The 13,587-nt window shown below is 68.2% G+C and carries 7 protein-coding genes; 6 read left to right on the forward strand and 1 reads right to left on the reverse strand.

Features of this window, described 5'->3' with window-relative positions; all coding sequences use genetic code 11:
* Positions 1 to 55: 55 nt before the first annotated feature.
* Positions 56 to 1,891: a glycoside hydrolase family 2 protein gene (locus ABD691_RS02650; RefSeq protein ID WP_344677708.1), complete on the reverse strand. Its 1,836-nt coding sequence runs from the start codon at positions 1,889 to 1,891 to the stop codon at positions 56 to 58.
* Positions 1,892 to 2,127: 236 nt separating this feature from the next.
* Between ABD691_RS02650 and ABD691_RS02655 the strand changes: the two genes are divergently transcribed.
* From ABD691_RS02655 to ABD691_RS02680, 6 genes are all read left to right on the forward strand, one after another.
* On the forward strand, positions 2,128 to 3,825 hold the full coding sequence (locus ABD691_RS02655) for an AMP-binding protein (protein ID WP_344677709.1): 1,698 nt from the start codon (positions 2,128 to 2,130) through the stop codon (positions 3,823 to 3,825).
* 870 nt (positions 3,826 to 4,695) lie between these two features.
* Entirely contained in the window at positions 4,696 to 6,402 is a 1,707-nt protein-coding gene (locus ABD691_RS02660; RefSeq protein ID WP_344677710.1) for a glycine/sarcosine N-methyltransferase, read from the forward strand.
* Between the two features lie 59 nt (positions 6,403 to 6,461).
* On the forward strand, positions 6,462 to 7,661 hold the full coding sequence (gene metK / locus ABD691_RS02665) for a methionine adenosyltransferase (protein WP_344677711.1): 1,200 nt from the start codon (positions 6,462 to 6,464) through the stop codon (positions 7,659 to 7,661).
* 240 nt (positions 7,662 to 7,901) lie between these two features.
* A complete protein-coding gene (locus ABD691_RS02670; protein ID WP_344677712.1) occupies positions 7,902 to 8,882 on the forward strand; it encodes a carbohydrate kinase family protein in 981 nt (326 codons plus the stop codon).
* A 48-nt stretch (positions 8,883 to 8,930) separates the two neighbouring features.
* Positions 8,931 to 12,500: a methionine synthase gene (metH, locus tag ABD691_RS02675; RefSeq protein ID WP_344677713.1), complete on the forward strand. Its 3,570-nt coding sequence runs from the start codon at positions 8,931 to 8,933 to the stop codon at positions 12,498 to 12,500.
* Between the two features lie 56 nt (positions 12,501 to 12,556).
* A partial coding sequence (locus ABD691_RS02680; RefSeq protein ID WP_344677714.1) for an adenosylhomocysteinase occupies positions 12,557 to 13,587 on the forward strand: 1,031 nt, incomplete at its 3' end.

The raw sequence follows: 13,587 nt of genomic DNA on the forward strand, positions 1-13,587 counted from the left end.
TACCTCCAGGGGCCGTGTTCCGTCCGCTGTGGACGGCAGAGCTGTGGACGACGGATCAGGGGGATCCGGCGTCGATCACGGCGAGGTTGTGCTCGCGCACCGCCGCCAGGTCGGGCTTGAGGATCTGGCGGTCGTAGGTGAAGAACCCGTTGACCTCGTTCTCGACATCGGTGGTCTGGGTGTAGATCGCCGCCGAGAGCCCGCTGGCCCGCACCACGTCGGCCAGCTCCCGGCTGACCTCGGTGTAGCGGCGGGTCAGGTGCTCGCGGCTGTCGGTCATCTCGTACGCCTGCGGCTGCCCGGGCCACAGGTGCCCCTGCTCGACCAGCCCGAGGCCGCCGTACTCGCCGTCGACCGACGCCCGCGGCGCGGTGACGGCGGGCTTGCCCGGACCGACGTAGGTGTGGTCGTCGTAGATGTCACCGGCGCCGCTGTCGGGCAGCGAGTAGCAGCAGTTGACCCCGCTGTTGGCGTCGACCAGCCGGGACGGGTCCGCGCGGCGGACCTGCGCGGCGATCTCGGCGGTGTCGAACTCGCCCCAGCCCTCGTTGAACGGCACCCACGCCACGATCGAGGTGACGCTGCGGAGCTGGTCGACCATCTCGGTCAGCTCGGTGCGGAAGTGCGCCCTGGCCTCCTCCGACGGCGGCGGGTTGGAGCCGGGCGGGTCGGCCAGGTCGATCGGCAGCGACGGCATGTCCTGCCACACCAGCAGGCCGAGCCGGTCGGCCCAGTAGTACCAGCGGGCCGGTTCGACCTTGACGTGCTTGCGGATCATGTTGAAGCCGAGCCGCTGGGCGGCCTCGATGTCGAAGCGCAGCGCCTCGTCGGTCGGTGCGGTGTAGATGCCGTCCGGCCAGTAGCCCTGGTCGAGCGGGCCGTGCTGGAACAGGATCCGCCCGTTGAGCGCGATGCGCGGCCTGCCCTGGTCGTCGCCGACCAGCGCCACCGAACGCATTCCGGCGTAGCTGGTGACCTCGTCGACGGTCGCGCCCGCCGCGTCGAGCAGCCGCACGCGCAGGTCGTAGAGGTGCGGATCGGACGGGGACCACAACCGCGGCTGCGGGACGGCGACCCGCATCTGCTGCCCGGCCGGTCCGGTCTGCCGGGCGACCTCCGCGCCGTCGCGGTCGCTGACGACGACCTCGACCTGCTTGTCGGAGTTGCCGGTGCGCGGCGTGATCGCGAAGGTCCCGGTCGCGGCGTCCGGGGTGATGTCCAGCGCCGAGAGGTGTTCCTCCGGAACGGGCTCCATCCACACCGTCTGCCAGATGCCGGAGGCGCCGGTGTAGAGGATCCCGCCGGGTGCGTTGCGCTGCTTGCCGACGGGGTAGGGGGCGGCGTCGTTGCGGTCCTCGGCCCGCACCACCAGCTCCTGCCTGGCGCCGGGCTTGAGCGCGGTGGTGATGTCCGCGCTGAACGCGGTGTAGCCGCCTTCGTGGACCGCGACGGTCACGCCGTTGACGACGACCTCCGCGCGCTGGTCCACGGCGCCGAAGTGCAGCAGCAACCGCTGTCCGGCCCAATCCGGCGGAACCGCGAACTCCCGGCGGTACAGCATGTGGTCGTCGTGCCGCTGGACCCCGGACAGCCCGGACTCCGGCGGGTAGGGCACGAGAATCTGCTCGGTGGGGGCCTGCGGCGGTTCGGCCGCGCCCGCGTACTCCCAGAGCCCGTTGAGGTTCTGCCAGCGCGGCCGGACCAGCTGCGGGCGCGGGTACTCCGGAAGTGCGTTGTCCGGGCCGACCTCGGCGGTCCAGGGCGTGGTCAACGGTGGCTCCTTCGGTTCCCACGCGGGCCCGGCGTGGGCGGGCAGGCCCAGCGCCACGAGCGCGAGGCAGGAGGTGAGCAGGACGGTCAGCCGGCTGGGAACGGACGGGTGCGGACGCATGCGATGGCCTCCCACCGGACGTCGTGCCGGCGCCGGGACACCCCGCCCCGCGCCGGCGAACCGATCCATACTTGCTTACTCGTGACCATGCTCACACGTAAAGCCATCGCCCACATTCGGCGCAACCCGGCAGTGCGGGACGGGAATCCGGATCTGTTGCGCCTAGTGCGTCGCAATCGCGCATCGCGCAAAGTAGAGTCTGTTCCACCACGTCCACCTCGGCGCGGAGGTCCGCCTTGAGCGCATCAGAGTCCACGGCCGCGTTCCAGCAGGCCCGCGACTTCCTGCTGTCTCACCGCGAGGACTACGACACCGCCCGCCGCGACTTCCGGTGGCCGCGCCTCGACCGGTTCAACTGGGCCCTGGACTGGTTCGACACCATCGGGCAGCGCCGCGACCGCACCGCGCTGTGGATCGTCGGCGAGGACGGCAGCGAGACCCGGATGTCGTTCAGCGCCCTGACCCGGCGCTCCAACCAGGTCGCCAACTGGCTGCGCGGGCTCGGCGTCGCGCGCGGCGACCGGCTGGTGCTGATGCTGGGCAACCAGGTCGAGCTGTGGGAGACGATCCTGGCGGCGATGAAGCTGGGCGCGGTCGTCATCCCGGCCACCCCGTTGCTGGCGCCCGCCGACCTGCGCGACCGCGTCGACCGGGGCCGCGCCCGCCACGTCGTGACCACTTCGGCCGACTCGGCGAAGTTCGCCGAGGTCGCGGGCGACTACACGCGCGTCGCGGTCGGCGACCCGGTGCCGGGGTGGGAGTCCTTTTCGGACAGCACTGGTGCGGCGGAGGACTTCGAACCGGACGGTCCGACCAGGGCGGACGATCCGCTGCTGCTGTACTTCACCTCCGGGACCACCGCGCAGCCGAAGCTGGTCGAGCACACCCACGCCTCCTACCCGGTCGGGCATCTGTCCACGATGTACTGGATCGGGCTGGAACCGGGCGACGTGCACCTCAACATCTCCTCGCCGGGATGGGCGAAGCACGCGTGGAGCAACGTCTTCGCCCCGTGGAACGCCGAGGCCACGGTGTTCATCCACAACTACGCGCGCTTCGACGCGACCCGGATGCTGGAGCAGATGCAGCGCAGCGGGATCACCAGCTTCTGCGCGCCGCCGACGGTGTGGCGGATGCTCATCCAGGCCGATCTGACCGTGCTGCGCAACCCGCCAGCGAAGGTGGTCGGCGCGGGGGAGCCGCTCAACCCGGAGATCATCGAGCAGGTGCGCCGGGCGTGGTCGGTGACCATCCGCGACGGCTTCGGCCAGACCGAGACCAGCGTGCAGGTGGCCAACACCCCGGGGCAGCCGCTCAAACCCGGCTCGATGGGCCGCGCGCTGCCGGGCTTCGAGGTCGAACTGCTCGACCCGGTCACCGGCGAGCCGAGCCGGGAGGGCGAGATCTGCCTGGCGCTGCTGCCCCGCCCGGTCGGGCTGATGACCGGCTACGCCGACGACGCCGAGCGCAACGCCGAGGTGATGCGCGGTGGCTACTACCACACCGGAGACGTCGGCAGCCGCGACGACGACGGCTACATCACCTACATCGGCCGCACCGACGACGTGTTCAAGGCATCGGACTACCGGATCTCGCCCTTCGAGCTGGAGAGCGTGCTGCTCGAACACGAGGCGGTCGCGGAGGCGGCCGTGGTGCCCGCGCCGGACCCGATCCGGCTCGCGGTCCCGAAGGCCTACGTCGTGCTGACCGCGCAGCACGCGCCCACCGAGGAGACGGCGCTGTCGATCCTGCGGTTCGCCCGGGAACACCTGGCGCCGTACAAGCGCGTCCGGCGGCTTGAATTCGCGGAGCTGCCGAAGACGATTTCCGGAAAGATCCGGCGGGTCGAACTGCGCCACCGCGAGGTTCGCCGGGACGGGACCACGAACGGGGCGGAGTTCCGCGAAGAGGACTTCCCGTCGCTCAAGGAGTGAGCCGGGCAACCCGGCCAGGAGGCTCGGCGCCCGGTCCGGGTGAGCGCGGTGGTGGCCGTGGGTGCGTGTTCGGGGGCCCGTGGTGATCGGGCCGAACGGGTGCTGAGTTTCACCGTCCGGCCGCCGGGGTAAACGGTGGGCGTGAAGGAGATGAATTGTGCGGTGCCAACGGGCCAACGGGTCCGGCAGCGGCGAATCGGTTCAGAACGAGTGCGCCGAGGCCCGCACGTCGCCGATCGCAAGGCGCTGACCAGCGAGGACGGTTCGCCTCCCTGAACCGCCGGGTGCGGTGGGCCCTGCCGGAGAGCGGTCATCGTAACATCCGGCATCCCGGTTCCGATTGAACCGGCGAAAAAGAGAAAACGGAGATCGCCGCGATGCCCGGGCAGAAATTTTTTGTGGACGAACGCGGTTGCGCAATTTGCAGTTCTTGTGGTAAGTAGTGCGTACGCGTAGTATACACAATCCGGTGACTTCGTGCACTTGCCTGATCGTTATCGCGGGCAAAATGGTTGAGAATCAGTGCTGGTGACAGCGCATTTATTCACCCAGGGTGATCGGTGGAATCACGCTAACATCGCATTGCGGTGATTAGTGTCACACGTTCGTACGCTTGCTTTGCGATCTCCTTCGCCTAGTTTGGTTACTCGACGCACGGATTACGCGTCGGAGCCGGTCGACAAAGGTGCCGACCGATCGGATAGCTGGTGTTTGCGCGCGGCCTGAGCGTTTCTCGGCTGCCCACACCGGCGGTGGACGCCGCTATTCCGGGGGCGTCCCGGCACGACCGCGACACGAGCTCGGGGCTGGATTTCGCGCGGTCCCGGGCGGTGCACGGCGCATGACCAACGCGAACGGTGGGAGTGAAGTATGGCCAAGAGCGTGGACGACCTTGCCCGAAGTGAAGGCGCCGGAGCGGGCGAAGACACGGCCGATCTGGTCGCACGCGAAGAGCAGGTGTTCGGCGACAATCCGTTGGAAGTGCGCGAATCCGATCACTACACGCACGAATACGTCGGTGGATTCGTCGACAAGTGGGACGAACTGATCGACTGGAAGAAGCGCTACGAAAGCGAGGGCAGCTTCTTCATCGACCAGCTCAAGGCCCGCGGCGTCCGCTCCGTGCTGGACGTGGCCACCGGGACCGGATTCCACTCGGTGCGGCTGCTCGAAGAGGGCTTCGAGACCGTCAGCGCTGATGGCAGCCCCCAGATGCTGGCCAAGGCGTTCAGCAACGGGCTGACCTACGGTGGCCACATCCTGCGCGTGGTGCACGCCGACTGGCGCTGGCTGAACCGCGACGTGCACGGCGAGTACGACGCGATCATCTGCCTCGGCAACTCGTTCACCCACCTGTTCTCCGAACGGGACCGGCGCAAGGCGCTGGCCGAGTTCTACGCGATGCTCAAGCACGACGGCGTGCTGATCATCGATCAGCGCAACTACGACTCGATCCTGGACAACGGGTTCTCCAGCAAGCACACGTACTACTACGCCGGTGAGGACGTTTCGGCCGAGCCCGACTACATCGACGACGGTCTCGCCCGGTTCAAGTACACGTTCCCGGACAAATCCGAGTTCTTCCTCAACATGTATCCGCTGCGGAAGAACTACATGCGTCGTCTGATGCGCGAGGTCGGATTCCAGCGAATCGACACCTACGGCGATTTCCAGGAGACCTACAAGGAATCCGAGCCCGATTTCTTCATCCACGTCGCGGAGAAGAACTACCGCACCGAAGAACAGCTCGCCTCCGGGTACTCGAATGCGGTGACCACCGCTCGGGATTACTACAACTCCGAGGACGCGGACAACTTCTACTACCACGTCTGGGGCGGCAACGACATTCACGTCGGCCTTTACCAGACGCCCGACGAGGACATCGACAGCGCGTCCCGGCGGACCGTCGAGCGGATGGCGGGCAAGATCGAGATCACCCCGGAGACCCGGATCCTCGACATCGGCGCCGGCTACGGCGGCGCGGCCCGCTACCTGGCCAGGACCTACGGCTGCAAGGTCTGCTGCCTGAACCTCAGCGAGGTGGAGAACGCCCGCAACGTCGAGTTCAACCGCGCCGCCGGCCTCGACGAGCTGATCGAGGTCAAGGACGGCTCGTTCGAGGACATCCCGTACCAGGACAATGCGTTCGACGTCGTGTGGTCGCAGGATGCGATCCTGCACAGCGGCGACCGGGAGCGGGTCCTGGAAGAGGTGACCCGCGTGCTGAAGGGCGGGGGTTCGTTCGTCTTCACCGACCCGATGGCCGCCGACGGCGCCGCGCCGTCCGCGCTCGGCCCGATCCTCGACCGGTTGCACCTCGACACCATGGGCTCGCCCGGCTTCTACCGCCGCGAGCTGGCCCGGCTCGGGCTCCAGTCCGTCCAGTTCGAGGACCTCAGCGAGTACCTGCCGGTGCACTACGGCCGGGTGCTGGAGGTCCTGGAGAGCCGCGAGCACGAGCTGGCGGACCGCATCGGCGAGGCCTACCGGACCCGGATGAAGGCCGGCCTGCGCAGCTGGGTCGAGGCCGGAAATGCCGGGAACCTGGCGTGGGGGATCTTCCACGCGCAGTCTTGACAGTGACCGTCCGTACGCAAGGATTGAAGCCCGATACCGCAGTGAGGTGAGGTTCAGCCGTGAGTGAGATCAACCGCAGGTTGTTCACGAGTGAGTCGGTGACCGAAGGTCACCCGGACAAGATGTGCGACGCGATCAGCGACTCCATCCTGGACGAGCTGCTGCGGCAGGACCCGCGCAGCCGCGTCGCGGTGGAGACGATGGTGACGACCGGCCAGGTGCACGTGGCCGGCGAGGTGACCACCGACGCCTACGCCGACATCCCCACGATCGTCCGGGAGAAGATCCTGGAGATCGGCTACGACTCCTCGGTCAAGGGCTTCGACGGCTCGTCCTGCGGCGTGAACATCGCCATCGGCGCGCAGTCCCCCGACATCGGCCAGGGCGTGGACACGGCGCACGAGAGCCGGGTCGAGGGTGTCATCGACGAGATCGCCAAGCAGGGTGCTGGTGACCAGGGTCTGATGTTCGGCTACGCGTGCACGGACACCGACGAGCTGGCGCCGTTGCCGATCACGCTGGCGCACCGGTTGTCGCGCCGGCTGACCGAGGTGCGCAAGAACGGCACGCTGCCGTACCTGCGGGCCGACGGCAAGACCCAGGTGACCATCGAGTACGCGGGCGACCAGGCCGTCAAGCTCGACACCGTGGTGCTGTCCAGCCAGCACGCCGAGGACGTCGACCTCGACACGCTGGCCAAGGACGTCCGCCAGCACGTCATCGACCCCGAGATCGGCCGAGTCGGCCTGGACACCTCCGACCTGCGGCTGCTGGTCAACCCGACCGGCCGCTTCGTCGTCGGTGGCCCGATGGGCGACGCCGGTCTGACCGGCCGGAAGATCATCGTCGACACCTACGGCGGCATGGCCCGCCACGGTGGTGGCGCGTTCTCCGGCAAGGACCCGTCGAAGGTGGACCGCTCCGCGGCCTACGCGACCCGCTGGGTCGCCAAGAACGCCGTGGCCGCGGGCCTGGCGAGCCGCATCGAGGTGCAGGTCGCCTACGCGATCGGCAAGGCCGCCCCGGTCGGCCTGTTCGTCGAGACCTTCGGCACCGAGAACGTCGACCCGGTCAAGATCCAGGCCGCGATCAACGAGGTCTTCGACCTCCGCCCGGCCGCGATCATCCGCGACCTGGACCTGCTCCGGCCGATCTACGCGCCGACCGCCGCCTACGGCCACTTCGGCCGCAGCGACGTCGACCTGCCGTGGGAGCGCACCGACCGCGCCGAGGCTCTCAAGAGCGCAGCCGGTCTCTGACCCGGTCCGCGGGCGCGTCCCGCAGTCCGGGAGGCTGGACACGACGGCCCGCGACAGTGGTTGACTGCTCTGTCCGGATGCGGACGGGCAAGACCCCGCGACCGAGCACGTGTGGGGTGCTCGCCGAGTACTGCCGGTACGAGGTGAGCACCCCACCTTGCGGAGGGGGTGACCACGGTGGGCAGCGGACGAGGACGGCCCGCGCGGGCGGCGTCCACCAACACCTGAAGGAGTAAAGCAGTGCGGATTGCGGTCACCGGTTCGATCGCCACTGACCACCTGATGGCCTACCCCGGTAGGTTCGCCGAGCAGCTGATCGCCGACCAGCTGGAGCAGGTCTCGCTGTCGTTCCTGGTGGACGACCTCCAGGTGCGCCGCGGCGGCATCGCGGCCAACATCACCTTCGGCCTGGGACAGCTGGGCGTCACCTCGACGCTGGTCGGCTCGGTGGGCCAGGACTTCGACGAGTACCGCGCCTGGCTGGAGCGCCACGGCGTCGACACCGCCTCGGTACGGGTCTCGGACACCAAGCACACCGCCCGGTTCCTGTGCACGACCGACCAGGACCTCAACCAGATCGCGTCGTTCTACGCGGGTGCGATGGCCGAGGCAGGCGAGATCGAGCTCAAGCCGATCGCCGACCGGCTCGGCGGACTCGACATCGTGGTCATCTCGCCGAACGACCCGGCGGCGATGATCAACCACTCCGAGGAGTGCCGCGAGCGGGGCTACAAGTTCGTCGCCGACCCCGGCCAGCAGCTGGCTCGGATGACCGGGGACAGCGCGGGCATCCGTAAGCTGGTCGAGGGGGCCGAGTACCTGTTCACCAACGAGTACGAGCACAGCCTCCTGCTGCAGAACACCGGCTGGAGCCACGACGAGGTGCTGGACCGCGTCGGCCTGTGGCTGACCTCACTCGGCCCGAAGGGTGTCAAGATCGAGTCGAAGTCGGCGCCGACCATCGAGGTCGCCCCGCCGCAGGAGACCCGCAAGGGCGACCCGACCGGCGTCGGCGACGCGCTGCGCGCGGGCTTCCTGGCCGGGCTGGCCGGTGAGCTGAGCCTGGAGCGGTCGGTGCAGCTGGGCTGCACGCTCGCCACGGTCTCGCTGGAGACCGACGGGCCGCAGGAGTACACCGTCGAGCGCTCCGGGTTCGTCGAGCGGTTCGCCGGCGCCTACGGCGAGGAGGCCGCGGCGGAGGTCCGGTCGCTGCTGAGCTGACGGCGACGGAAGAGTTGGCGGAGAGAGGGCGAGGATAGAAGAGGCGTCATGGCAGACCGGCAGAACGATCCCAGCGGGTTCCTCAAGGCCCTGGGCGAGCGGGTGCTCGTCGCCGACGGCGGCATGGGTACGGCGTTGCAGGGCTACGACCTGTCGCTGGACGACTTCGCGAACCTCGAGGGCTGCAACGAGATCCTCAACGAGACCCGGCCCGACGTGGTCTCCGGGGTGTACCGGGGCTTCCTGGAGGCGGGCTCGGACGCGATCGAGACCAACACCTTCGGCACGAACCTGGCCAACCTCGGCGAGTACGGGATTCCCGAGCGGATCCGCGACCTCGCCGAGAAGGGCACCAGGCTGGCGCGGGAGGTCGCCGACGAGTTCTCGACGCCGGACCGGCCGCGGTTCGTGCTCGGCTCGATGGGCCCGGGCACGAAGCTCCCAACCCTCGGCCACGCCCCTTACGCCGACCTCCGCGACGCGTACGTGGAACAGGTCCTGGGCATGCTCGACGGCGGCGTCGACGTGATCCTCGTGGAGACCTCCCAGGACCTGCTCCAGACGAAGTCCGCGATCGTGGCGGCGAAGCGGGCGATGGAGCAGGCGGGTCGGTGGTTGCCGATCATCGCGCAGGTGACGGTGGAGCAGACCGGCACGATGCTGGTGGGTTCCGAGATCGGTGCGGCGCTGACGGCGTTGGAGCCGTTGGGCATCGACATGATCGGTATGAACTGCGCGACCGGTCCGGCCGAGATGAGCGAGCACCTGCGGGTGCTGGCCCAGCACTCCCGGATCCCGATCTCGGTCATGCCCAACGCCGGCCTGCCCGAACTCGGCCCGAACGGCGCCGTGTACCCCCTCAAGGCCGACGAACTGGCCGAGGCTCTGGTCGGTTTCGTCAACAACTTCGGCGCCCGGCTGGTCGGCGGTTGCTGCGGCACGACGACCGGGCACATCAGCGCCGTGGCGGAGGCGGTCTCCGGCCTGACGCCGGTCGAGCGCACGCCCGAGCACGTCCCGGCGATCTCGTCGATGTACCAGACGGTTCCGTTCGACCAGGACGCCTCGATCCTCAACGTGGGCGAGCGGACCAACGCCAACGGCTCGAAGGCGTTCCGCACCGCGATGCTCGAAGGCCGCTACGAGGACTGCGTCGAGATCGCCAAGGCGCAGACCCGCGAGGGCGCGCACATGCTCGACCTGTGCGTGGACTACGTCGGCCGCGACGGCACGATCGACATGCGCGAGCTGGCCACCAGGCTGGCCACCGCGTCCACGCTGCCGATCATGGTGGACTCCACCGAGCCCGCGGTGGTCGAGGCCGGACTGGAGGCGCTGGGCGGCCGGTGCGCGGTGAACTCGGTGAACTACGAGGACGGCAGCGGCCCGGGCTCGCGGTTCGCCCAGGTGATGGAGATGGTGCGCGAGCACGGCGCGACCGTCGTGGTCACCTGCATCGACGAGGAGGGCCAGGCCCGGACCAAGGACTGGAAGCTCGACGTCGCCGAGCGGCTGATCGCCGACATCACCCGCGACTGGGGCCTGGACAAGTCGTCGATCATCATCGACCCGCTGGTCTTCCCGATCACCACCGGCCAGGAGGAGGTCCGGCGGGACGGCATCGAGACCATCGAGGCCATCCGCGAGCTCAAGAAGCGGCACCCCGACGTCAAGACGACGCTGGGCCTGTCCAACGTGTCGTTCGGCCTGAACCCTGCCGCGCGGCAGGTCCTCAACTCGGTCTTCCTGCACGAGTGCCGGGAGGCCGGGCTGGACACCGCGATCCTGCACGCCTCCAAGATCCTGCCGATGAACAAGATCGAGGAGGAGCACCGCAAGGTCGCGCTGGACCTGGTCTACAACCGGCGGACCGAGGACTACGACCCGCTGCAGAAGCTCATGGAGCTCTTCGAGGGTCAGACCGCCAAGTCCAGCAGTGCCTCGCGCGCCGAGGAACTGGCCAAGCTCCCGCTGTTCGAGCGGCTGGAGAAGCGGATCGTCGACGGCGAGCGCAACGGCCTGGAGGACGACCTCGACGCGGCGATGGCCGAGAAGCCGCCGCTGCAGATCATCAACGAGAACCTGCTGGCGGGCATGAAGGTCGTGGGTGACCTGTTCGGCTCGGGCCAGATGCAGCTGCCGTTCGTCCTCCAGTCCGCCGAGGTGATGAAGACCGCGGTGGCGCACCTGGAGCCGCACATGGAGAAGGACGACTCCGGCGGCAAGGGCAGGCTGCTGATGGCCACGGTCAAGGGCGATGTCCACGACATCGGCAAGAACCTGGTCGACATCATCGTGTCCAACAACGGCTACGACGTGGTGAACATCGGGATCAAGCAGCCGATCAACGCGATCCTGGACGCGGCCGAGGAGCACAAGGTCGACGTGATCGGCATGTCCGGCCTGCTGGTGAAGTCCACGGTGATCATGAAGGAGAACCTGGAGGAGATGAACTCCAGGGGGATCGCCGACAAGTACCCGGTGATGCTGGGCGGCGCCGCGCTCACCAGGTCCTATGTGGAGAACGACCTGGACGAGATCTACCAGGGCGATGTCCGCTACGCGAAGGACGCGTTTGAGGGTCTGCACCTGATGGACCGGCTGATGTCCATCAAGCGCGGGGAGAACCCGGAGGAGGACGCGGCCGAGGAGGCGAAGAAGGCCGAGCGCAAGGCGCGCCGGGAGCGGTCGCTGCGGATCGCCGAGAAGCGCAAGGCCGCCGAGGGCGAGATCCCGGACCTCTACGACGACACGACCCGCTCCGATGTGGACGCTGAAGGCCCGGTGCCGACACCGCCGTTCTGGGGCTCGAAGGTCATCAAGGGCGTTCCGGTGGCCGACTACCTGGCTCTGCTGGACGAGCGCGCGACGTTCTTCGGCCAGTGGGGTCTGCGCGGCGCGAAGAAGGGCGAGGGTCCGTCCTACGAGGAGCTGGTGGAGTCCGAGGGCAGGCCGCGGCTGCGGTACTGGATCGACGAGCTGGCCACGGCCGGGATCCTGCAGCACGCCGCGGTCGTCTACGGCTACTTCCCGGTGGTGTCGGAAGGCAACTCGCTGATCGTGCTGGACAAGGAGGAGCCGGACGCGCCCGAGCGGACCCGGTTCACCTTCCCGCGCCAGCAGCGGGACCGCAGGCTCTGCCTGGCGGACTTCTTCAGCTCGCGGGAGCGGGCGGAGCGGACCGGTCAGGTGGACGTGCTGCCGATGCAGCTCGTGACCATGGGCCAGCCGATCGCTGATTACGCCAACGAGTTGTTCGCCAAGAACGCCTATCGGGACTACTTGGAGATCCACGGGATGGGCGTGCAGCTCACCGAGGCGCTCGCCGAGTACTGGCACCGGAGGATCCGCAAGGAGCTCCAGTTCTCCGGTGGAGGGTCGGCGGCCGATGAGGACCCGACCGATGTGCTGGAGTACTTCAAGCTGGGTTACCGGGGTGCCCGCTTCTCCTTCGGCTACGGCGCGTGCCCCGAGATCGAGGACCGTGCCAAGATCGTCGAGCTGCTGGAGAGCGAGCGCATCGGGGTGGTGCTGTCCGAGGAGTTCCAGCTGCACCCCGAGCAGTCGACCGACGCGATCGTCTGCCACCACCCGGAAGCCAAGTACTTCAGCACCTGATCGAACCCGAACGGCCCAAACCTCCACGAGAGTGCAGGGAAACGAGAAAGGAAATCATGAGCGCGAAGCTGCAGCAGGTCAATGGCATCGAGTTCGCGGTGGCCGACCTGAAGCTGGCCGAGGCCGGTCGGCACCAGATCCGGTTGGCTGAGCATGAGATGCCGGGTTTGATGTCGATCCGGCGGGAGTACTCGGCGTCGAAGCCGCTTCGGGGTGCGCGGATTGCGGGTTCGCTGCACATGACGGTGCAGACGGCGGTGCTGATCGAGACGCTGGTGGAGTTGGGTGCCGAGGTCCGGTGGGTCTCGTGCAACATTTTCTCCACCCAGGACGAGGCCGCCGCCGCGGTGGTGGTCGGTCCGGGCGGGACGCCGGAGGCGCCGGCGGGGGTGCCGGTGTTTGCGTGGAAGGGCGAAACGCTCGAGGAGTACTGGTGGTGCACTGATCAGCTGTTCCAGTTCGGGGACCAGGCTCCGAACATGATCCTCGATGATGGTGGGGACGCGACGCTGCTGGTGCACAAGGGTGTGGAGTTCGAAGCCGCCGGCGCGGTGCCCCAGGCGTCGGAGGAGGATCCGGAGGAGTACCAGGTCGTTCTGGCCACCCTGCGGGAAAGCCTGGCGAAAAACCCGGGCCGGTTCACCAAGATCGCCGCGGGGATCAAGGGTGTGACCGAGGAGACCACGACCGGTGTGCACCGGCTCTATGAGCTGGCCAGGGCCGGGGAGTTGTTGTTCCCGGCGATCAACGTCAACGACTCGGTGACCAAGTCGAAGTTCGACAACAAGTACGGGTGCCGGCACTCGCTGGTCGACGGCATCAACCGGGCCACCGACGTGCTCATCGGCGGCAAGGTCGCGGTGGTGGCCGGCTACGGGGATGTCGGCAAGGGCTCGGCCGAGTCGCTGCGGGGGCAGGGCGCGCGGGTGATCATCACCGAGATCGACCCGATCTGCGCGTTGCAGGCCGCGATGGACGGCTACGAGGTCACCACCCTGGAGGAGGTGGTCGACAAGGCCGACATCTTCGTGACCACCACCGGTAACTTCAACATCATCACCGCCGAGCACATGGCGAAGATGAAGCA

The sequence above is a fragment of the Saccharopolyspora taberi genome (genome assembly GCF_039534165.1).
GTDB lineage: Bacteria > Actinomycetota > Actinomycetes > Mycobacteriales > Pseudonocardiaceae > Saccharopolyspora_D > Saccharopolyspora_D taberi.